Genomic DNA, 20,535 nt, shown 5'->3' with positions numbered 1-20,535 from the left:
ACCAAGCGGGCATTTCCTTTTTTAAGAGAAAAAATTTAAAGAAAATCGCCTATATCCCTTGACACACTAATTAATTCTTTTTATATTTGGGTCGTTCGGTTGAAAGACTGAATTAAACCACTGGGGTGGTAGCTCAATTTTGGTTAGAGCACCGGCCTGTCACGCCGGAGGTTGCGAGTTCAAGCCTCGTCTATCCCGCGACAAAGACCTCTCGGAAGAGAGGTCTTTTCGTTTATACTCAAATCATTGGACCGGTTCCTCTGTCATGCCCGCCACCGAGCAAGAATCTCCTTTAAAGTTTTTCACTTTTTTTCGCGAAAAACACCGTTTCCGGTTGACAAGACTTTTAATATTTGTATATTTGGCTCGTAACTCGAGGTTGTAGAAAATGTTGAACAAAAAGAATCTTATTCTTATCGGTATTGGCATTTTACTACTCATTATTGGTTTTATTTGCTTGGGTACAGGCCCTGCAGATAATCCGGTAAGCCTTTCTGTTGCACCGATTATCTTGACGATTGCTTACGTTGTGATCATTCCTCTCGGAATCCTTTACAGCGGCAAGGACAAAGACAAGTAATCATTTGGACGATTAGCTCAGCTGGTTCAGAGCGTCTGCCTTACAAGCAGAATGTCAGCGGTTCGAATCCGTTATCGTCCACTACCGAAGAATCGGAAACGATTTTGGGGTGGTAGCTCAATTTTGGTTAGAGCACCGGCCTGTCACGCCGGAGGTTGCGAGTTCAAGCCTCGTCTATCCCGCTTAAAAGCACTTCTCAATGAGAAGTGCTTTTTCGTTTTTATTGAGCTACACTAAGACAAAAGCCTTGCACAGCAAGGCTTCTCTCGTCTCTACTCTGTAGCCACAAAGTGGCGTTCTTTCGTCTATATCTGGAATCCAATAGCGGCGTTAATATCGATGACAAGGCCCTTGTCCATCTTAAAGAAGGCGTTCTTACGATCCGCTTCAAATTTACTCGTCCAGACATAGCCGAATCCGGCATCAAGGGACACGGCAAAACGCCCAAAGAAACCTTCCCCATCGTTCAAGACCTTCTTCACGCCGCCATTGAGCATAAAGCCCCACAGCCAGCCGTTAAAGTCCCCATGCTTTTCCGTATCGATATTTAGGTGATCCACAATCATCCCCGCCTGGAAATAGCGCCAGCGCTTGCCACCAACACCATACAAGCGGAAACTTTCCTGTAAGCCGATATCGTAAATCTTGTAACCATCATTGTCATCTTCGGTACGGTCCACGCGTACATAATGCGGAGCCGTAACCAAGGAAATCTTCTCCATCAGTTTCCATTCCAGTGTCAGGTAGAACTGCGGATAGTCCGTAATGCCGTTCGGAACATTGAGACCGCCCCAAAAGTGCGAATACGGCACCATAAAGTTCAAAGGATGGATGTACACCGTAATCGTTGAATCACGCAAAGACTCTTCTTCGGACAAGGCCTGCGCATCCGTAGACTCGTCCGCAGGTTTAGCAACACAAAATACAGACAAAGCAAGCAAAAGAAGGACGATGCGTTTCATGACCCAAATTTAGATAATTTTCCTAAGATGAACACCATTCCAGCCTATTGAATTATGCTTAAAACCCCGTGCGTAAGAGACTCCATAATGCGCCCCGCTGAACGAAATCTGTAGCGCCACAGCAAAGTCCGGAAACCTGTACGACGAGCACAGCTCCACCATTTTCCAACGAAAACTTGCACCCACATACAGATAATCAAAATCGCTTTCCGCAAACGCAGAAACAGCCTCATCAGAAAGCCAATGGACACCGACAGCAGGTGAAACACCCTCATCCATAAACCCGCTAAGCATCCCCGCAAAATGGACCTCATGCCATTTAAAGATTCCCGCCCACTTGAAACGATGTCGCGTCCAAAGAGCATCGCCAGGTATCCACTCCATATTGAGTCCGTAACTCATGCCGAGTGCAAAATGCGGCCATGTTTTTGCAAGAGACGTCTCCGAATACAAATTGCGGTACAAAGAATCCATTGACTCATAAGCGATAAAGGCGCCCACACGGTATGCTCCATTCCCAAATTCAAGCGACAGATTCCATGAAGATTCCTCCACATCGTCCATCCAGTAATAAGAAACGCCGTACGATGGAACTGCATACCGCGCCGGAGTTGAATGGTAGCCGCCAAGCCCGACAGGGGAAAGCCCTCCCGCCAAAAGCGAAGCAAACGAAGCATGCCCCTCAATAGCCAAAGCTCGCGGTACCATCAGCAAACCCAAAAGCAGAATCAAGCCACTGCAGAGCCGAGCGCTCAAACACGCACAAAACACATTACGGGCGAACAAGAATACCGACCACATCCTCGTACTCCCCCACAGACAAAGAAACAAATGCAGCACCAATTCCAAGGTATTCCTGCGCCGGGACTTTCACCCATTCATTCGACATAGCCGAAACTATAGTTTTCCACACGCGCCGCCCCGCCGAATCCAGAAGCGAAAGCGCCACGTTGTATTCTGATTCCACAATTACTCGAAGCGGAGCTCCCTTTTTCGAAACAACACGGGACGATAGTTTGTATTCAACAGGAACTTTTGCTGCCAACGACACATTTCGCACATTTTTAGGCAAATACCCAGGCGTAAACTCCCGCCGCATCGTCAGAGGATTAAATCCCGATGGGCAAGATACCGTTCCCTTGTTCCAATAAACGCTATCAATCGTTTCATCACGGAAGCAAAGTCGCAGCGTCCCCTCAGTATTGTTCAAGAACCCAAGCGACACCTGAATCATCCGTATATCGGGAATGTTAAGAGCCGCACGCAGAGTCGACGTATCCTTGCTTACAAGCACCGCCTGATACGGCTGAATTGAATCGCCCGCCTTCCCTAGCGCACCGCCGCGATCGCAAAAGCGGAACACTTCTAGCGGGAGCGGATACTCACTCGAATTATAGAGCTCCACCCATTCCGGCATCGGCTCTTCCGGGCAATGATGCACCTCCGTCACCCGCAATGGCGACAATCCCGCCATCACGCCCTCCAATAGAGAATCCGACGCCTCTTGAGATTCCAACACAGCCTTGGAAGCTTCGACAAATTCCCAGTTATCCGTCAGCCCCACTCGCTGAATGACTTTCCCAGGCTTTGGTTGCATCACCGTCACAGAATCCATACACGAGCCCGCCCAAAGTTTCCAAACGGACTCTCGCGAATTCGGCAGCGAGATTTTCCCAAGCGAGCCACACGCAACACCCGCCTGCGGCGCATCTTGAGCAGCCTCCCGAGCAAGGCATTGCGCCGAGTCATGCACAAGCACAAAGCGCTCCGCCTCGGGCCATACAAACGCCATGACCGACTTGGATTCAAATTGCACATAAAGCGATTCCGCCCGAAAATCGTCCATGCGAATTTCGACATACTCACCCTCCTGGTCCGAAACATCTTTCGGATCCGGATAGAATTCAGTAAACACCGGGCATGCGAATGCCCACGAAAAAAGCGCCAAGCACATTGCCGGCACGACACCATAATTATTCATTGCACCCTCCCCTGGGCGCACCCATCCAAGCGTATAAACGCTAGCGGGAATTAGTCGACTTCATAGTCGTTAGGGAGAATATAAGGAAGAGGGTTTACCGGGACGCCGTTTTTCCAGACCTCATAATGGAGGTGCGGACCAACAGAACGACCTGTATTTCCCATATAGCCAAGAATCTGATAACGATGTACAAACTCGCCCGGAGTCACGGCCGACATCTGCATATGCCCATAACGGGTCTTGAGACCATTGCCATGATTCAGGACTACAAAATTCCCAAAAGAGGAACTCAGCTGGGAAATCTCAACCACGCCATCTGCCGGGGCATAAATTGGAGTCCAACGATCGTTGGAAATATCAATGCCCTGATGCATTTTGCCAATTTCACCCGTCACCGGATGGATACGCGGACCGAAAGCGGAGGCATAGCGACCATTCGTAGGTGAAATAGACGGAATGTAGCGTAAAACGGAACGGCTCTGATCAATGTACTTAGTCAGAGAATTAAAGGATTCTTCGTTGTTCTGGATCTGTCCAAAGATGCGCCATACGTCTTCATGCATCTTAGCCGTGCGTTCAAACACCGGAGAACTCTTGCGCAAAAGCTGAACATTCGGTTCAATATGACCACCCGTCGAAAGCTTGCGAGATGCTTCGTCCGGCAGCGGGAGTCCAAGCTTGGCATGGAGCATCTTTTCGGCCTTGAAGAAATCCATGGACGTGCTAGAAATATAATCCACCGTATTCTGGATCTGCGAAAGTTCCTTGTTCAGCTTCTGGCGGCTTGAAAAGGCATGATTCAAGACACCGTCATAAACGGATGTAGAAAGCACCTGTACAAGGAAAAGGATAAATCCCACAACAACGACGATCCGCACAAAAAGCGAACCGCGCAAGACAAACGAAGGCACCTTCACGGTCAACGCCCGCGACGACTTCTGGAAGCGTATGGATGCCTTAACAAAATTCATCAGAGGATAATGTAAATAAATGGCATGAATATTTCAAAGGATTTATCCCTATTTTTTTATTACAAGCCATATATAGAATTTTATATGGTTTTTGTAATAAACAAACTGCCATTTAGCACGCCTCAAGCTGTTTATAACAAAAGTTTACAAACAGCTAGGAGGCTAGACATTACCCTTAAATGGGATTGTCCAAATCAATAAATCTAGACGGAATGCTGAGTTCTGCCTGAATTTTTTCAGCAAGTGCGCTCACGCCAAAGATTTCCGTTCTGTGATGCCCGCAAGAAGCCAAATTCACCCCGTTTTCCTGGCAGAAAATAGGGATATCTTCCTTGATACTCCCTGTAACATAAGCATCGCAGTTCATTTCCAAGGCTTCCTTGATGTCCGAAGCACTGCAACTGCCGCTACAAATAGCGACACGCTTGATTTCTTCAGGACCATGGAAGAACTTGTTCTGTACGCCATGGACAAAAGCGGCATCCAGGCAGTCTACAAATTCTTCTCTCGTTGCAGGAGTATTCCATTCAGCAATCACGCCAATGGCACGCATGCCGACATGAACAAACTCATGGACTGGATTCAAGCCCAAAAGTTTCGCAATCACGGCATTGTTACCGATTTCTCGGTGTCCGTCAAGCGGCAAATGGAAACCGAACACGGAAATTCCATTATTCATCAGCTTGCGGAGACGTTCTGCAAATTTCCCTACCGGGAGCTGGGACTCGCCTTTCCAGAATCCATTCGGATGGTGAACGATGATGCAATCCGCCTTTTCTTCAATGGCGGCATCAATCAGCTGGTCGCGAAGACTCACGCCCGTCACAATCCTGGTCACCTTGTCATTAGCTTCGACACAAAGGCCATTCACACAATAATCATTAAAGGATTTCGGGTCAAGCAGGTCATCAAGCCATGCGGTCATAAAAGGCAGATCCATAAATTCTCCTTGATAAGCAAAACATCCCGGCACCATGCCAGAATCAACTCTCCACCATCCAACTTTCTATTGTTAGCTATAGGAAATATAGATACATAATTTTTATTTACAACACAAAAGTGCGATTTTGGGTATAAAAAGCCTTATTGGATTAAATTGTCGTTGCCACAATCTATGCATTTAACTAAATTTACGCATAGAAAGAAAATTGAAAGAATTATTATAGGAGCCCCAAATGGCACATTATCTTTTTACCTCTGAATCCGTTTCTAAAGGTCACCCGGACAAGGTCGCCGACCAGATCTCCGACTCCATCCTCGACGCCTGCCTCGCCCAGGACCCGAAAAGCCGTGTCGCTTGCGAAACTCTCGTGAACACCGGTCTCGTCGTTATCTCTGGTGAAATTACCACCAAGGCTGTTGTTGATTTCCAGGAAGTTGCTCGCAACACCATCAAGAACATCGGCTACGTGAACCCGGACCTCCAGTTCGACTACAAGGGCTGCGCTGTGCTCGTCGCTATGGACAAGCAGTCTCCGGATATCGCCCAGGGCGTTGACGCCAAGGCTGCCGAAGGCAAGAAGGACGACCAGCAGGGTGCTGGCGACCAGGGTATGATGTTCGGTTACGCCGTCAAGGAAACCAAGGAACTCATGCCGCTCCCGATCAGCCTCGCCCACAAGCTCATGGAAGAAATCCAGAACCTCCGCGAAAAGGGCAAGATCAAGTGGCTCCGCCCGGATGCCAAGTCCCAGGTCACTGTTGAATACGACGAAAATGACAAGCCGGTCCGCGTTGACACCGTCGTCATCTCCACCCAGCACGACGAAAAGGTGAACGGCAAGGAACTCAAGCATTCCCAGATCGAAAAGGAAATCATCGAAAAGCTTATCAAGAAGGTCATCCCGGCCAAGCTTTTGGACAAGAAGACCCGTTACCTCGTGAACCCGACCGGCAAGTTCGTTGTCGGTGGCCCGCACGGCGACTGCGGCCTCACTGGCCGTAAGATCATCGTTGATACCTATGGTGGCATGGGCCGCCATGGTGGTGGCGCATTCAGCGGCAAGGACCCGAGTAAGGTGGACCGCAGCGCAGCTTACGCAGCCCGCTACGTGGCAAAGAACATTGTTGCAGCAGGCCTCGCCTACCGTTGCGAAGTGCAGCTTGCCTACGCTATCGGCTACTCCAAGCCGGTTTCCGTGCTCGTGAACACGTTTGGCACAGGCAAGATCGACGACCGCAAGATCGAAGAAATTGTCGCACAGAACTTTGACCTTTCTCCGGCAGGCATCGAAAAGATGCTTGACCTCCGCAAGCCGGGTTACGTTGCTACCGCCGCCCTCGGTCACTTTGGCCGTACAGGCGCACGCTTCACGTGGGAAAAGACCGACAAGGCCGAAGCTTTGAAGAAAGCAGCAGAAATTGTTGCTGAATACGACTTCTAAAAAAAAGCAAGCCAGCGACAAAATCGCAAACAAACTTTACAAGGCAGACCGCATTCAAGCGGTCTGTTTTTGTATTTTATTCAAGGAGAAAATATGATCAAACGAATATTTGCATTTTTGATTATCGCAGCCGCACTCGGATTCGGGCAGGCAACCGCCTCCGAAGATAACGGACAAACGCATTTTTACAAGGATTCAGTGCAGGCCATCCAGCATGCAGAATTCACGCAGGTAGACTTTGACGGCTATTACCAGAACCTGATCCAATCCGAAAAGGATATGGTCAGCCGCGCAACCACGACAAGCATCATCAGCGGAATCACTTTAGGATTCGGCGTATTCACCACAATTGTCGCATTTAGTGATAACGGAAACATTGACAAGAATTCATGGGCAGAAGTCCACAGGCAGACATTACAAATTGCGGGCGTAGGCCTCATCGTCGCAGGCTCAATCGGCCTAGCATTCAGCCTACACGACATCATCTGTGGCACAGGTGAAAACAGCAAACGCGCCTCGTACGAGCGCGCCTACGACATATACAAACGCAGGCGCACAGAGCTCAAGGATGGCTCAAAAATCATCGTGACACCGACGGTTGATCCCCTCGCGGCCGCAGCCGGATTAAAAATGGACGTGGCGTTTTAAAAAAGTCGCAAATTGTCAGTATATGACACTTTCAACTATTAAATTATAGTTATGAGGTTTTTATGCTGACGACATTCCTTATCATTTTTGCAATTCTAGCCATTTTAGGGCTTGGAGGTGTAGGCGACGCCTGCGCCATAACGCTGTTGCTACAAATCCTCCCCTTCCTCATTATCGTCGGGATTGTCTGTTGCCTATGGTTCTGCGGAGGGTAAAATTATCATAAATACATTCAAAAATATATTGATTTTCTCCAGTAACTATATTATTTTTATAGTTATTGGAGGAAATCGTGATAAGGACAGCCTCAGAAATCCTTTCAACGCTGAGTCAAGAGTACAAGCAACCGCAAATGAAATTGCGGCAAATGACTTTACATGGAGAAATTTTCAAGATTATACGAGGCCTTTACGAAACCGACCGCAACACACCTGGCGAAGTCCTTGCCGGAGCCATTTACGGGCCCTCATACCTATCGTTCGAATACGCCCTATCCAGACACGGACTCATTCCCGAACGAGTAAACCTATACACGTCAGCATCATTCCAAAAGAACAAAAACAAGCTATACCAAACACCCTTCGGCGAGTTTTCATACTCCGACATTCCGACCGAAGTATTCCCTAACGGAGTCAATATCGAGAATATAGAAGACCGCCCCTACGCTATGGCAACTTGCGAAAAGGCGCTTTGCGACAGACTCTACAAGGAAAGTCCTATCACTAGCAAGCGCGCTATGGAATCGTTTTTATTTGAGAATTTGCGAATTGAAAACGAGGACTTCAACAACTTAGATTTTAATTTTATCCACAAAATTGCACTTTTATACAAAAAGAAGAATCTTTACATTCTTTCTAAAATGAGGTAAACATGGCAAGTGTAATAGAATCAATGCTCACAAAATACAACTGCAAAAACATATCTGACTACCGCAACGCACTCAAGGAAATTGCACAGGAAGTCGCTCTATGCGGACTCTCGCGAGGCGGCTTTTTTGAAAAAGCCGCATTTTATGGAGGAACAGCCCTCCGAATTTTCTATGGACTAGACCGTTTCTCGGAAGATATGGATTTTTCGTTAATCCAAGTTGATGAAAAATTTGAACTGCCACATTATTTTGATATCCTTGAGCAAGAACTCCAAGCAGTCGGCTTGGAAATGATCGTCGAAAGCAAGATTAAATCACTCGATTCGCAAGTACAATCTGCATTCTTAAAGGGAAACACGCTAAAGCACCTGCTGAAAATCATGCCAACCAAGCATTCACCATTGCCCATACCAAGCAATGAAATCTTGAAAATCAAATTTGAGGTGGACACAAATCCGCCTGAATTGGCGACATTTGAAAACAAGTATCGACTTTTGCCCTCACCTTTTGCTGTTAAGCTCTACGACAAGCCTTCACTTTTTGCAGGGAAACTCCACGCTTTGCTTTGTCGCGGTTGGAAGAACCGGGTCAAAGGACGCGATTTCTATGATTTCGTATGGTATGTTTCTCAGAATACTAGCGTCAATCTACCACACTTGCAAAGGCGCATGGAACAGACTGGACACTGGAATTCTACAGAAATCTTAACAACTGCTAAATTGAAAATACTATTAAAAGAACGATTCCACGCAGTCGATTTCAACGAAGCTAAGCGAGATGTTCAACCATTTATCGCCGACTCCTCAAAGCTAGCCTTATGGAGTACTGATTTCTTCTGCGCCTTAACAGACGAATGGAAGGGGTAAGCGCCCCATAAAAAAGGGAAATCCCCCGCGTCTGCGAGGGACTTCTTGTGCTTCAAATTTCTGTTGTACTTTGTCTTGTCTCGGATAACTCTTGTCCGTAACGTGGCTCCATTTTGAGAGCCGTCTATGCGTCGCATGCGCATCATATCGCTTTCTTTGGCGGTTTCAGCAACCTTGCAGAACACTTTATCTTTATTTTTAGCCATGACAGCCTCCTTAATAGACAAATTTAATATATTATCGTTAAATAAAGAAGGGTTCTAATATGAAAAAGGCTTACGCAGTTTTATTTGGCATGTTCATGTTCGTTGCTTGTAGCGATGACAATCCGACATCGGGTCTCAACAATACACAAAATACAAATCCATCAGCTCAAACAAATGTTGATTTCGGTGAAGGATACACTTATGTCATCCCGATTAAGTACGATGAAACAACGGGACGTGTTTACCAAGGAACATACGTTTGCAATTACCACCCCGATACAAAAACGTTTGCTTGGGAAGAATATCCAGAATCATTGGATCCGGGTTCTTACAAGATTGTCGGTGATTCACTTTGGATGGGGCCAGCCGAAAAGCAGGTTTCAGACAATCCGGACGAACAAGAGTTTCTTGACTTATACCGTAACTATGAAACGTTGTCGCTGAGCAATGACCACAATGATATTTACGGAACGTGGAAAGTCACCGGTTGCAAAAGACAACTCGGAGAAACTGATATCAAGTGTTCAAAATTCATTGGTGGTATGAGCGGAATCGCAAGAACCATGAAGATTACCAAAGACTCCGTTTATATCACAACGACCGTTGATACGGAAAATTTAGAACAAAATGATATCAACATCGGAGCCATTTTGGATCGCAATTTTGGTTATGATATTGGCGACGCTATCATCAAGCAACTGCTTGTTGAAAAAACGATAACAAAGGAACCCAAAGAATTATTAAAGCAATCATTCTCTATCGGCAACCAACTCTTTGAAGTTGTCTCTGCACCTAAATTTGATGCATCAGGAATGAACTACATTACAACAATGTCTAGCAATGGAAAGACTTGCACAAACACACAAAGATTGGGATTCATCAACGAGAAATTGTGCAAAGAAGAAAGTGCAGAATTTTTGCTGAGCGACCGCGATAAAAGCGAAGAGCAATTCTACTATGAAGAAGGTCCTGTAGAAGGTTTCAAAATTGACAACAATAACGAATTCTACGAATGCACAAAAGGACTTCCTACAGAAGAAACAAAACAATTGCTGAGCCAGTACGCCAAGAATTAAGGGAAATAGTTTAGAGTGTAAAAACAGAATAATCGTAAAATTCTAATTTAAAAGGAGAACTGTTTCAAAAGACAGTTCTCTTTTGTCTTTATTAGAAGGTCTATCGGGTTGTCGCTCAATTTAGTTGAAAACATTCGCCATCATGGTTTTAAGCGCCTGCTGCTTGCAGTTTCGGGCGGTTTGGATTCTATTTGCTTGGCGCATTATTTTATCGAGAACAGCGCCGCGCTTGGTATTGAATGGCTGGGTATTGCGCATGTGCATCACGGGCTACGCGAAGGAACGGCAGACAGAGACGCAAAATTTGTAGAAGAATTTGCGAAGTCGCATGACGTTCCTTTTTTCTTGAAGAAGCTAGATGGTGAAGCGCTGAAAAATGCAGAAGGTTCGCTTGAAGAGAATGCACGAGACGCAAGATATAAAGCGCTAGTCGAGATTGCTCTGAATAAAAAATGGCGATCCCGGAACGGAGTCCGGGATGACATTGAAGAAGGGGGCGTCACGATAGCTATCGTGACTGCGCATCATGCAGGGGATCAGGCGGAGACAATGTATATGCGTCTCAAGCGCGGGACAACGCTTGCCGGGCTCCGCGGGATTCAAGAAGTAAGAATAATTCAGGATGACACGTCTCTCGTCTCTCGTCTTTCGTCTCTCGTCTTTCTTTACCGGCCGTTCCTGAACGTCACTCGCAAAGAACTCCTCACCTATGCTCGCGAGAATGGTTTAAGCTGGTGCGAGGACGAAAGCAATGCGGATGTAAAATTCGCACGCAACAAAATTAGGCACGAGTTTTTGCCGAATCTGGAACGAGAATGTCCGGGGGCAATCCAACAGCTTTGCAAGATTGCGGGGCTTGCGGACAGAGCGTACGCGAAAGTGATGGCAAAGTGCTCTAGATCCTTCGGCTTCGCTCAGGATGACACAAGGGGATTCCCGCTTACTTCGGCTTCGCCTCAGGATGACGCGTCTCTCGTCTCTCGTCTCTCGTCTTTCGTCTCATTAGACAAGAAAAAACTCAATAAAATTCTACGCGAATACGCGGATGCAGATCTGTCCGAAATGTTCCGGTTGTGGCTCACGGAAAAGGGTTTTCGGTTCCCGATTGGCTTTTTCTACGGTCCTAAGGAGCCTGCCCACGTGAAAATCCCGGTTCGGGCGGTTTATCGCCGACGTTCCGTCGTCAAAATAGCGCATACTGTCTGGATTTGCGAGTTCAAGGACGCGCTTTCAGCCGCAAAATTTGTATCTTGCGAGAAGAAAGAAAAGGATTATAATGAATCAACCTAAGAAGCCAGCTCCGTTTAAGAACAAGAATTTTATCATTGTTCTCATCATGCTCCTCATGCTTTTCGTCATGTTCCCCATGACCGGGAAAGATTCCAGCAAGGATATTACCCGCACCGAATTTTTAGCCATGATGGGCGATTCAACCAAGATCATTACTGAACTAACGCTCCAGAAGACTCCCGATGGCGTGATTATCGAAGGCGCTTACGAGATGTCCCCGGAAGAAATCGCCGAGGCAAAAAAGAGCCAAAGCGCACTTGCTAGGTTCACCCGCAACAGTACCGACACGAAGAACAAGCATTTCAAGAGCCACATGCTCGATATTTCGAACGAGCAGATTTCGACTTGGGAAGCTTTCAAGGGCGTGAAGGTCAAGGTCATTCACGAATCGACCACCTGGATTGATACTCTCGTTGCATTCTTGCCAGCCATTTTGCTGATTGCGTTCTTCTATATCATGATGAGCCGTCAGATGGGCGGTGGCGGTAAGAGCCCGTTCTCGTTCGGCAAGAGCCAGGTGCGCCAGCTGAACTCGCAGAAGAAGACGACGTTCAACGACGTTGCAGGTTGCGACGAAGCCAAGCAGGACTTGCAGGAACTCGTTGAATTTTTGAAGGACCCGAAGAAGTACGACAAGCTCGGTGGCCGCATCCCGAAGGGTGCTTTGCTCGTTGGCCCTCCGGGTACGGGTAAGACGCTCCTCGCCCGCGCAGTTGCAGGCGAAGCAGGCGTGCCGTTCTTTAGCATGTCGGGTTCGGACTTCGTGGAAATGTTCGTTGGCGTGGGTGCATCCCGCGTGCGTGACTTGTTTGAAACCGGCAAGAAGAACGCTCCGTGTATTTTGTTCATCGACGAAATCGATGCTGTGGGTCGTCAGCGTGGTGCAGGTCTCGGTGGCGGTCACGATGAACGTGAACAGACTTTGAACCAGTTGCTCGTGGAAATGGACGGCTTTACCGCTAACGAAGGCGTGATTTTGATTGCCGCCACGAACCGTCCGGATGTGCTCGACAAGGCACTCCTCCGTCCGGGCCGCTTTGACCGCCAGATTGTGGTGGGTCTCCCCGACCTCAAGGGTCGTGAAGAAATCTTGAAGGTTCACTTGAAGAAGCGCAAGGTTCCTCTTGGCGATGATGTCGACGTGAAGGCAGTCGCTAAGGGAACTCCGGGACTTGCCGGTGCAGACCTCGAAAACTTGGTGAACGAAGCAGCGCTCCTCGCCGCAAGGTTCAACAACAAGAAAGTAACGATGCTCGACTTTGAAGAAGCCCGCGACAAGCTCAGCATGGGTGCTGAACGCCGCACGCTCCTCATGACCGACGAAGAAAAGCGCCACACCGCTTACCATGAAGCAGGCCATGCCCTCATGACGCTTCTCTGCAAGCACTCCGACCCGCTCCACAAAATTACGATTATCCCTCGCGGACGCGCTCTCGGTGTGACCATGAGTTTGCCCGAACGCGACCAGGTGAGCTACAGCCGCGAATACGCCGAAGAACGCATCATGATCATGATGTCCGGCCGTCTCGCCGAACTCATTTTCTTCAACCACCAGAGCACGGGTGCAAGTAACGACATCCAGCGCGCTACAGAACTTGCACGCAAGATGGTGACGGAATGGGGCTTCGACGAAGAAATCGGACCGGTCTGCTACAGCCGCGCCGATGGCGAAGTGTTCCTCGGACGCGAAATCAGTAAGCCGAAGGAAATGTCCGAAATGATGGCGGAAAAAATCGACAACGCCATCAACAACTTGATCAAGCGCATGGACAACAAGGCAAGGGAACTCCTTGAAGAAAACAAGGACAAGCTCACCGACCTCGCCGAAGCGCTGTTTGAATTTGAAGTGCTTGACCGCGAAGAAATCGACAAGGTCATGGCTGGCGAAAAGCTCACCGGTACAAAGAAGAGCCGCCAGTACAAGGCCATGGAAGAACTCGCAAAGAAGCGCGAAGAAGAAAACACTCCGCCGCCTGACCCGGGTGACCAACCGCCGGTAGCTCCGATTGCCGACGTCCAGCCGGCCCCTGCAGCAGGCAACGAAACCGCTACAAATTCTGTGAAAGGAAACGAATAAGGTCGCTCAATGCTCCGCTCTCTATTAGAATCTAATCGTGCAATCTCTTGGAAAATTGGAAACGACATCATTCCAGCTTCGAGGATGCCGCTTGTCATGGGTATCGTGAATGTTACCCCGGACAGTTTCTTTGATGGAGGCAAGCATAACACGCCCGAAGCCGCTTACGAGCACGCTATTTCGTTGGTGGAACAAGGTGCTGTGATTCTCGATATCGGCGGAGAAAGCAGCCGTCCGGGAAGCGCTCCCGTGAGCCTTCAAGAAGAACTCGACCGCGTATGCCCCGTCGTAGAAGCACTCGCACAGACAGCAACCATTTCGGAAGACCTAGACAATCCGGGATTCCGCAAGTTCTACATCTCGGTCGATACGGTCAAGGCTAAAGTCGCCGAAGAATGCATGAAGCTCGGTGCGCACATCATCAACGACATCAGCGCCTGCATGATGGACCCGAAGATGATCGAGACCGTTGCAAGCACAAAGGCAAGCGTGGTGCTGAACCACATGCGCGGGAACTTCGGAACGATGCAGCAGGACTTCAAGCCGTACACAAACGTGGTGCAGGAAGTTCAGGAAGAACTCTTGGCTCAGGTGAAGAAGCTCCTTGACGCCGGTGTCGAAAAAGAACGCATTTGCATTGATCCGGGTATCGGTTTTGGGAAAACGGTTCAAGACAACATAGACTTGATGAAGTCCGTGGACGTGATGCTCAAGGACGGCTACCCCGTTTTGATCGGCACGTCGAGAAAGTCCTACATCGGAAAGATGCCTGGACTTGAAACAAGCGATAGACTTATCCCGACCGTGACCGCAGACATTATCGCTGCCCTTGGCGGTGCAAGCGTTATCCGCGTTCACGATGTTCGCGAAGCAAAAGAATCACTTTTATATTTGGAGGCTTTGAAGTCCCATGACGCTGTTTAAGTTATTCGGCATCATCGATGTTCGTATGGCTGACATTCTGGACGTTCTCCTCATATCAGTCATTCTGTATTACATCTTTTTGCTGTTCCGCGGGACGCGTGCAGCACAGATGATTTTCGGCGGCTTTTTGCTCATTCTCGCATGGCTCATTGCGCAGTGGTGGGAACTCCATACGCTTGTATGGATGCTCAGTAACCTCGCTACGCTCGGTATTATCGCCATCGTGATTTTGTTCCAGCCCGAAATTCGAAGCGCCCTTACGCGAATCGGTCAGAGCGTGAGTAAAGTGGACTTGAGAAACATCCTCTTCCACGCAAGCGGTCTCGATGACATCGCCCAGAAAATTTGCACGGCCGTTCAGGATTTGGCAAAGACAAAAACCGGTGCGCTCATCGTGCTTGAAAAGCGCGTGGGCCTCAAGAATTACGCAGATACAGGTGAATACCTCGACGCACGAATCAGCTCCAGACTTTTACGCGCTTTGTTCTTCCCGAACTCCGCTTTGCACGACGGCGCTGTGATTCTCAACTGCAAGTCGATTGTCGCCGCAGGCTGTATTTTGCCAATGCCGACCGGTAACGCCGAAGGCGATGCAGGCTACGGTATGCGCCACCGCGCCGCTAAAGCTCTCGCTGCCGAAAGTGATGCCCTCATCATCATCGTCTCCGAAGAAACAGGTAAAATTTCTACCGCTTACAGAAACAACCTGAGACGCGGCCTCACCCCGAAAGAACTTAAAGCAGAAATTTTCCGCCACTGGCACGACCTCTTCAACGAAGTGATTGAAGAAGATCAAGCCGAAGGTGAAAACGAAGCAGTCGAAAACAAGGTGTAACTTATGGCAAACAACGAAAAGAATTCTACGAAGAACGCACAAAATGCGCAGGGCAACCAGAAGAAGAAAAACGGGAAACGCAATCTCGTCATCTTGATTTTGATGTTCCTTTTGCTCATCTGCCTTTTTGTAGTGCAGTGCCAGCTCAACAAGGTCAAGCAGCAAGCGCTTGAAGAACAGAAACTCTCGGAACTCGCACTCCGCCAGCAGCAGATTCTTGATAGCCTCCGCGCCGAACAGGCCAAGGCCGACAGCTTGAAGGCTCTCGAAGAAGCTAGAATCGCAGACAGTTTGCGCATCGCGGACTCCATCCGCACGGCAGATTCGCTCGCCAATTTGCCCAAAGTCCCGGCAGTCAACAAGGACAGCATCCGTGCCTATCGCAAGTTCCGCAGGGATAGCCTCGCCCGCGTTAACGACTCACTCGCACGTATCGAGAGAGACCGCCAGGATTCCCTGAACAAGGCTCGCTTCGCCGATAGCCTCCGCAACTCGGACAAGGTCCCGCCCACAGCCGAAATCACGCCGCCTGCAGGCCGCTACTACGACCCGATCAAGCTCAAGGTCAAGTGCGACGAAATCAAATGCAAGACGTTTGTTTCCATCGGCGATACGCTCAATCCGCAAGACGCAAGCAAGGGCATTGAATACAACAAGACCGGTTCCGTGTTCTTCTACGCCACCGACTCCGTCGGTAACCGCTCCGCTTGGGAAGAAGCCAAGTACGACATGGCAAGCGATAACATTTGCGGCAAGAACGCCTACCCCGTCCCGGTTGGCGGAAAGACTGTCTGCGTAGATGCTTACGAATATCCGAACCAGCCGGACGCTACGCCGAAGGACATGGTTAGCCAAGAAGAAGCCGCACGCATCTGCAAGAACGAAGGCAAGCACCTCTGCACGATTGAAGAATGGCAAGCCGCATGCCGTGGCAAGGACGGTTTCAAGTTCTCTTACGGTAATGGTTACAAGCAGAGCAAGTGCAACACCAACACGAAGGCCGCCAAGAGAAGTGGCCGCAAGGCTCAGTGCCGCAGCTGGTATGGCATGTACGACATGAACGGAAACCTATGGGAATGGACAGCCTCTACAAGCAAGCAGCACCCGGACAAGTTCCTGGTCGCAGGTGGCGCATGGAACACGAACAACGAAAGTAGCTGTTCCGTAAGCAAATTCAGCTTCTACCCGCAGAACCAGTACCCGAGTGTCGGTTTCAGGTGTTGTAAATAACTCACCGTTAAAACAACATTACATAGATTAGCTAACCCAACCGGAAAAAATTATCTAATTTAAGAGCATGAAAACGAAACTTATACTCTCCGCACTTTTACTTTCTTCGTTTACGTTCTTCGGCTGCAACAATGAAAAGCCCAACTATACGGGTTACTGGAAAGGCGAAGCCGACATGATTTTCGAAGTTCTTACCGAAAACAACGTCGATTACACCATCAGAAACGTGAACGGCGACCTCACAGCCAAATACGAGAACAACGCTCTCCGTGGCAAGAATTCGCTCAACATGGACATTTTGATGCGCGTCAAGGGCGACTCCGCCTACTATGAATTCGGCGAAGACGAATCTGGCAAGATTGTGACGGGTTATATGAGAATCTCGAAGGACGAATACGACAAGATTTTCAAGGCTCAGTCCGAAGCTAAGAATAGCTATAACTAAGTGCAGAAACGCCGGTAAATGCCGGCAAGATGCCCGCGATTTTAAAGCAAGAAACCCCGGTTTAAAACCGGGGTTTTGTTATAGCGGGAGTGCCGCGCCCTTCGACAAGCTCAGGGACCTTAGCAAAGCTACTTCTTGAGCGCGGACAAGAATTCCTTGAGACGGGTGTCCTTGGGATTGTCAAAGACTTCTTCGGGGTTTCCGTCTTCCTTAACGTAACCATCGGCAAAGAAGAGCACACGGTTTGCCACTTCGCGAGCAAAGCTCATTTCGTGCGTCACGACAATCATCGTCATTCCAGACTTTGCAAGGTCCTTCATGATCTTGAGCACCTCGCCCACCATTTCCGGATCCAAAGCGCTCGTCGGTTCGTCAAAGAGAATCGCTTCGGGCTGCATGGCCATAGCACGGGCAATGGCGATACGCTGCTGCTGACCGCCCGAAAGCTGTGCCGGGTAGTGATCAGCACGGTCCAAAAGTCCCACGCGCTTCAAGAGTTCACGTGCACGCGTTTCGGCTTCTGCCTTGGACAGGCGACCGAGTTTCACCGGAGCAAACATGATGTTCTTGAGTGCGGTCATGTTCTTGAACAGGTTGAACTGCTGGAAAACCATGCCGACGCGCTCGCGAATCGAAGGCTTCGAAACATCCTTCGCCAAAATGCTCTTGCCATCCAAAAGGATATCACCGCTCGTCGGCTGCTCAAGCAAGTTCAGCTGGCGCAAGAAAGTAGACTTGCCACAACCTGACGGGCCGATAATTGCAATCACGTCACCGCGATGGATATCAAGCGAAATACCCTTGAGGATTTGCTTGTCACCGTAAGATTTGCAAAGGTTCTTGACCTGGATTAAAGTTTCTGCATTAGCGTTCATTTTTCTTCAACCTCTTTTCAAGTTTTGCAACACAAGCCGAAAGCCCGGCGACAATGATAAAGTAAATAGCTGCCACAGCAAGGAGCGGGAGCATGGCTTCGTAAGTCATGCTGCGGATGATATCGCCACCGCGAGTGAGGTCGGTAAGGCCGATGTAACCGCAAATGGATGTTTCCTTGATGAGCGAGATAAACTCGTTCGTGAGCGCCGGAAGCGAGTTCTTGAACGCCTGCGGGTAAACGATGTAATAAAGCACAGTGCGGAACTTGAGGCCTAGGCTACGGCCTGCTTCAATTTGTCCCGGGTCAACGCCCTTGATGCCGCTGCGGATGATTTCAGAAACGTAAGCACCCGAGTTGATGCCGAATGCAACAATCGCAACGAGAATCTTGTTGATGTTCACCGACGAGAAGACGATGTAGTAAATGATGAGGAGCTGGATCATCATCGGCGTGCCGCGAATCACGGCGAGGTAAGCCTTAGCAAACCAGTTCAGCACCTTGAAGCGGCCGTTGAATTCATTGCTCGTGCGAATCTGCGCAATCACAAAGCCAATCATGATGCCAAGGAGAGCCGCAAAGAACGAAATCACGAGCGTGTTGCGGAGACCTTCGACAATGAACTTCCAACGGGAATCCTTCACGAAATTCTTGTAGACATGATCGCCAAAGCTTTCTTCGCTTTCGACAGCTTGGTCACCGCGGACAATCACGACGACTTTCGAGAGCGTGTACGGAGTCGTGAAGTTGATGGACTTCTTGCGTTCTTCGGTCACGGTGAATCCCGAGAATCCGACATCAGCCTTGCCCGATGCGACCGCATTGATAATCGCGTCAAATTCAATGTCTTGAATTTCAACAGTGCGGTTGAGGTAATCGGCAATGTAATTCACGATTTCGATATCGAGACCGACAATCTTTGTGTTCTCGTAGTATTCGTACGGCGGGAACTGAGCGTTGGTCGAAACAACGAGCTTCGGGCCTTCGGTCACTTTCTTCTGATAGTGGTAATTGCCCGAACGATAAATGTACGTGTTGAAGAGGGAATCGTAAACGCCATCCTTCTTCATCGCTTCAAGCGCCTGGTTCACTGAATCCAAAAGCGCTTCGTTGCCCTTCGCAACAACGCCCGCGTACATTTCTTCGACGAAGACTTCTTCGAGAATGCGAAGCGACGGATTCTGGAGCACGAAAGCCTTGGCTGGCTGGTCGTCACTCATGACCGCGTCAATCTTCCCCTGCAACAGCGCCTGCACAGCATCGGCAAGTTTCGTGTAGCGTTCAACATCGATTTTCGCCGTGTCACCACCAAAGTCCGATGCGTAGATATCGGCGGTGTTGCCAATCTGCACGCCCACCTTTTTGTGGCCGAGATCGCTGATGGAATGAACCCTGTTGGGGATGACGGTCTGTTTCTCGCTTTGGCACGATGTGAGCGCGAGCGAGAACAGTGCAATAAGAAGAGGGAGATATAACTTTCGTATCATTTTCTAACCTTAATTAAAAGTTAGTTAAAAGCCGAAAGTTTGGGAACCCTTGTGAGTATTATATAATATATGGACTATCTGAAGAAATTGATATTCAGCCAGCCTTTTTTGCCATCTTCTGTAAGAGCAATTCCACAGGCGACTGTTTTGTAATTGCCCTTCATGTTGAGGTAGTGGCCGATGTAGGAATAATCCTCTTTTTTGTCGGGATCGCGCTCGCCACTAGTCACGAGAGCCTTTTCATCTTCCCACATCATCTTGAGGAAAGCTTCGGTAGCTTCAGTTGCCGTTTTGCGCCAAGAGGTATTGAAGTTCGGCCCCGAGTTTTGTGCGCCTTCGCCGCAGTTGCCAAAGTGACCGTGAGCCTTGTTTTCGGCGAGGTCATCAGCAGCTTCTTGATCGGTGCAAGTCTGTTTTTCTTCAGGTGCAAGCGTCAGCGGATCGAGATTTTCTGTCGCACGGTATTCGTTGATTTTCGCAAGGCAATCTTCGCGCCAGGTTTCGCTGAAAAAGGACTTTTCCGCGGAAGAAGACGATGATTTTGCCGAAGACGAAGACTTCGCAGAGGATGAGAAGGAGGCAGAGGAGCTGCTCGCGGGCTTTGAAGAAGACGAAGATGCAGCAGCCTTTACAGAAGAAGAACTACTTGCGGACTTCTTGGAGGATGAAGAGGAGGCGATTTTTTCGGATGATGAAGATGATAAATCACCATAGCTATCCGGTTCAACGTAAGTCACACCGCTACTTTCGTAGCACGCCGAAAGAGCAAAAGCCAAAGAAACGCAAGTTGCAAGTTTTGACACATTAACAAACAAATTAAAATTCATAATA

General features: G+C 48.8%; 21 protein-coding genes and 3 tRNA genes. 16 read left to right on the top strand and 8 right to left on the bottom strand.

Features of this window, described 5'->3' with window-relative positions:
• Positions 1 to 122 precede the first annotated feature (122 nt).
• The 4 genes from FSU_RS00225 to FSU_RS00210 all read left to right on the top strand — a co-directional run bounded on the left by FSU_RS00225 (position 123) and on the right by FSU_RS00210 (position 762).
• A tRNA-Asp gene (locus tag FSU_RS00225) sits at positions 123 to 198 on the top strand.
• A 190-nt stretch (positions 199 to 388) separates the two neighbouring features.
• The gene (locus FSU_RS00220; protein WP_015732413.1) at positions 389 to 580 is read left to right on the top strand and encodes a hypothetical protein; all 192 of its coding nucleotides are present in this window, start codon (positions 389 to 391) and stop codon (positions 578 to 580) included.
• A 6-nt stretch (positions 581 to 586) separates the two neighbouring features.
• Positions 587 to 661: transfer RNA gene (locus tag FSU_RS00215), tRNA-Val, on the top strand.
• A gap of 25 nt (positions 662 to 686) precedes the next feature.
• Positions 687 to 762 (top strand) — tRNA-Asp (locus FSU_RS00210).
• A 123-nt stretch (positions 763 to 885) separates the two neighbouring features.
• Here FSU_RS00210 and FSU_RS00205 read toward each other — a convergent pair.
• The 5 genes from FSU_RS00205 to FSU_RS00185 all read right to left on the bottom strand — a co-directional run bounded on the left by FSU_RS00205 (position 886) and on the right by FSU_RS00185 (position 5,434).
• Positions 886 to 1,542: a hypothetical protein gene (locus FSU_RS00205; protein ID WP_014544910.1), complete on the bottom strand. Its 657-nt coding sequence runs from the start codon at positions 1,540 to 1,542 to the stop codon at positions 886 to 888.
• Between the two features lie 9 nt (positions 1,543 to 1,551).
• Positions 1,552 to 2,274 carry a hypothetical protein gene (locus tag FSU_RS00200; protein ID WP_244263678.1) on the bottom strand — a complete coding sequence of 241 codons (723 nt, stop codon included), beginning with the start codon at positions 2,272 to 2,274 and terminating at the stop codon, positions 1,552 to 1,554.
• Between the two features lie 40 nt (positions 2,275 to 2,314).
• Complete coding sequence (locus FSU_RS00195; RefSeq protein ID WP_014544908.1) at positions 2,315 to 3,523, bottom strand: lamin tail domain-containing protein; 1,209 nt, start codon at positions 3,521 to 3,523, stop codon at positions 2,315 to 2,317.
• A 50-nt stretch (positions 3,524 to 3,573) separates the two neighbouring features.
• The gene (locus FSU_RS00190) at positions 3,574 to 4,494 is read right to left on the bottom strand and encodes a M23 family metallopeptidase (RefSeq protein WP_014544907.1); all 921 of its coding nucleotides are present in this window, start codon (positions 4,492 to 4,494) and stop codon (positions 3,574 to 3,576) included.
• A 175-nt stretch (positions 4,495 to 4,669) separates the two neighbouring features.
• Entirely contained in the window at positions 4,670 to 5,434 is a 765-nt protein-coding gene (locus FSU_RS00185) for a Nif3-like dinuclear metal center hexameric protein (protein ID WP_014544906.1), read from the bottom strand.
• Positions 5,435 to 5,669: 235 nt separating this feature from the next.
• On the opposite strand from FSU_RS00185, the gene metK reads away from it, so the two are divergent.
• From metK to FSU_RS00130, 12 genes are all read left to right on the top strand, one after another.
• A complete protein-coding gene (gene metK, locus FSU_RS00180; RefSeq protein WP_014544905.1) occupies positions 5,670 to 6,878 on the top strand; it encodes a methionine adenosyltransferase in 1,209 nt (402 codons plus the stop codon).
• Positions 6,879 to 6,971: 93 nt separating this feature from the next.
• A complete protein-coding gene (locus tag FSU_RS00175) occupies positions 6,972 to 7,526 on the top strand; it encodes a hypothetical protein (protein ID WP_014544903.1) in 555 nt (184 codons plus the stop codon).
• 62 nt (positions 7,527 to 7,588) lie between these two features.
• Positions 7,589 to 7,741 carry a hypothetical protein gene (locus tag FSU_RS16380; RefSeq protein ID WP_014544902.1) on the top strand — a complete coding sequence of 51 codons (153 nt, stop codon included), beginning with the start codon at positions 7,589 to 7,591 and terminating at the stop codon, positions 7,739 to 7,741.
• Positions 7,742 to 7,893: 152 nt separating this feature from the next.
• Complete coding sequence (locus FSU_RS00170; RefSeq protein WP_244263677.1) at positions 7,894 to 8,394, top strand: type IV toxin-antitoxin system AbiEi family antitoxin domain-containing protein; 501 nt, start codon at positions 7,894 to 7,896, stop codon at positions 8,392 to 8,394.
• Between the two features lie 2 nt (positions 8,395 to 8,396).
• Positions 8,397 to 9,260 (top strand): nucleotidyl transferase AbiEii/AbiGii toxin family protein, encoded by an 864-nt coding sequence (locus FSU_RS00165; RefSeq protein WP_014544900.1) that lies wholly within the window; start codon positions 8,397 to 8,399, stop codon positions 9,258 to 9,260.
• Between the two features lie 265 nt (positions 9,261 to 9,525).
• Positions 9,526 to 10,542: a hypothetical protein gene (locus tag FSU_RS00160; RefSeq protein ID WP_014544899.1), complete on the top strand. Its 1,017-nt coding sequence runs from the start codon at positions 9,526 to 9,528 to the stop codon at positions 10,540 to 10,542.
• 108 nt (positions 10,543 to 10,650) lie between these two features.
• Positions 10,651 to 11,832, top strand: coding sequence for a tRNA lysidine(34) synthetase TilS (gene tilS, locus FSU_RS00155; protein ID WP_014544898.1), 1,182 nt, complete (start codon positions 10,651 to 10,653; stop codon positions 11,830 to 11,832).
• Positions 11,819 to 13,909 carry an ATP-dependent zinc metalloprotease FtsH gene (gene ftsH / locus FSU_RS00150; RefSeq protein ID WP_015732411.1) on the top strand — a complete coding sequence of 697 codons (2,091 nt, stop codon included), beginning with the start codon at positions 11,819 to 11,821 and terminating at the stop codon, positions 13,907 to 13,909. Before tilS ends, ftsH begins: the two co-directional genes overlap by 14 nt.
• Positions 13,910 to 13,993: 84 nt before the next feature.
• Positions 13,994 to 14,833 (top strand): dihydropteroate synthase, encoded by an 840-nt coding sequence (gene folP, locus FSU_RS00145; protein WP_244263676.1) that lies wholly within the window; start codon positions 13,994 to 13,996, stop codon positions 14,831 to 14,833.
• Positions 14,820 to 15,668: a diadenylate cyclase CdaA gene (gene cdaA / locus FSU_RS00140; RefSeq protein WP_014544895.1), complete on the top strand. Its 849-nt coding sequence runs from the start codon at positions 14,820 to 14,822 to the stop codon at positions 15,666 to 15,668. The genes folP and cdaA overlap by 14 nt, the downstream gene beginning before the upstream one ends.
• Positions 15,669 to 15,671: 3 nt before the next feature.
• Entirely contained in the window at positions 15,672 to 16,898 is a 1,227-nt protein-coding gene (locus tag FSU_RS00135; RefSeq protein WP_014544894.1) for a formylglycine-generating enzyme family protein, read from the top strand.
• A gap of 67 nt (positions 16,899 to 16,965) precedes the next feature.
• Entirely contained in the window at positions 16,966 to 17,343 is a 378-nt protein-coding gene (locus FSU_RS00130) for a hypothetical protein (RefSeq protein ID WP_014544893.1), read from the top strand.
• Positions 17,344 to 17,471: 128 nt separating this feature from the next.
• On the opposite strand, the gene FSU_RS00125 is transcribed toward FSU_RS00130, so the two are convergent.
• The 3 genes from FSU_RS00125 to FSU_RS15795 form a co-directional block, all read right to left on the bottom strand.
• The gene (locus FSU_RS00125) at positions 17,472 to 18,218 is read right to left on the bottom strand and encodes an amino acid ABC transporter ATP-binding protein (protein ID WP_014544892.1); all 747 of its coding nucleotides are present in this window, start codon (positions 18,216 to 18,218) and stop codon (positions 17,472 to 17,474) included.
• Positions 18,208 to 19,704 (bottom strand): ABC transporter permease subunit, encoded by a 1,497-nt coding sequence (locus tag FSU_RS00120; protein ID WP_014544891.1) that lies wholly within the window; start codon positions 19,702 to 19,704, stop codon positions 18,208 to 18,210. The genes FSU_RS00125 and FSU_RS00120 overlap by 11 nt, the downstream gene beginning before the upstream one ends.
• 74 nt (positions 19,705 to 19,778) lie before the next feature.
• Complete coding sequence (locus FSU_RS15795) at positions 19,779 to 20,531, bottom strand: CAP domain-containing protein (RefSeq protein ID WP_015732410.1); 753 nt, start codon at positions 20,529 to 20,531, stop codon at positions 19,779 to 19,781.
• Positions 20,532 to 20,535: the final 4 nt, after the last annotated feature.

This window comes from Fibrobacter succinogenes subsp. succinogenes S85, assembly GCF_000146505.1.
Classification (GTDB): Bacteria; Fibrobacterota; Fibrobacteria; order Fibrobacterales; family Fibrobacteraceae; genus Fibrobacter; species Fibrobacter succinogenes.
The sequence above is the reverse complement of the archived record's forward strand: the minus strand, read 5'-3'. Positions and strand labels throughout refer to the sequence as shown.

Bases quoted from the DNA above. Each gene is read 5' to 3' on its own strand.
- FSU_RS00160 (WP_014544899.1), top strand. From the start codon at position 9,526: ATGAAAAAGGCTTACGCAGTTTTATTTGGCATGTTCATGTTCGTTGCT.
- FSU_RS00135 (WP_014544894.1), top strand. From the start codon at position 15,672: ATGGCAAACAACGAAAAGAATTCTACGAAGAACGCACAAAATGCGCAG.
- cdaA (WP_014544895.1), top strand. From the start codon at position 14,820: ATGACGCTGTTTAAGTTATTCGGCATCATCGATGTTCGTATGGCTGAC.
- FSU_RS00175 (WP_014544903.1), top strand. From the start codon at position 6,972: ATGATCAAACGAATATTTGCATTTTTGATTATCGCAGCCGCACTCGGA.
- FSU_RS15795 (WP_015732410.1), bottom strand. From the start codon at position 20,531: ATGAATTTTAATTTGTTTGTTAATGTGTCAAAACTTGCAACTTGCGTT.
- FSU_RS00185 (WP_014544906.1), bottom strand. From the start codon at position 5,434: ATGGATCTGCCTTTTATGACCGCATGGCTTGATGACCTGCTTGACCCG.
- ftsH (WP_015732411.1), top strand. From the start codon at position 11,819: ATGAATCAACCTAAGAAGCCAGCTCCGTTTAAGAACAAGAATTTTATC.
- FSU_RS00165 (WP_014544900.1), top strand. From the start codon at position 8,397: ATGGCAAGTGTAATAGAATCAATGCTCACAAAATACAACTGCAAAAAC.
- FSU_RS00120 (WP_014544891.1), bottom strand. From the start codon at position 19,704: ATGATACGAAAGTTATATCTCCCTCTTCTTATTGCACTGTTCTCGCTC.
- folP (WP_244263676.1), top strand. From the start codon at position 13,994: ATGCCGCTTGTCATGGGTATCGTGAATGTTACCCCGGACAGTTTCTTT.
- metK (WP_014544905.1), top strand. From the start codon at position 5,670: ATGGCACATTATCTTTTTACCTCTGAATCCGTTTCTAAAGGTCACCCG.
- FSU_RS00170 (WP_244263677.1), top strand. From the start codon at position 7,894: ATGACTTTACATGGAGAAATTTTCAAGATTATACGAGGCCTTTACGAA.
- FSU_RS16380 (WP_014544902.1), top strand. From the start codon at position 7,589: ATGCTGACGACATTCCTTATCATTTTTGCAATTCTAGCCATTTTAGGG.
- FSU_RS00220 (WP_015732413.1), top strand. From the start codon at position 389: ATGTTGAACAAAAAGAATCTTATTCTTATCGGTATTGGCATTTTACTA.
- FSU_RS00190 (WP_014544907.1), bottom strand. From the start codon at position 4,494: ATGAATTTTGTTAAGGCATCCATACGCTTCCAGAAGTCGTCGCGGGCG.
- FSU_RS00130 (WP_014544893.1), top strand. From the start codon at position 16,966: ATGAAAACGAAACTTATACTCTCCGCACTTTTACTTTCTTCGTTTACG.
- FSU_RS00205 (WP_014544910.1), bottom strand. From the start codon at position 1,542: ATGAAACGCATCGTCCTTCTTTTGCTTGCTTTGTCTGTATTTTGTGTT.
- FSU_RS00125 (WP_014544892.1), bottom strand. From the start codon at position 18,218: ATGAACGCTAATGCAGAAACTTTAATCCAGGTCAAGAACCTTTGCAAA.
- FSU_RS00195 (WP_014544908.1), bottom strand. From the start codon at position 3,523: ATGAATAATTATGGTGTCGTGCCGGCAATGTGCTTGGCGCTTTTTTCG.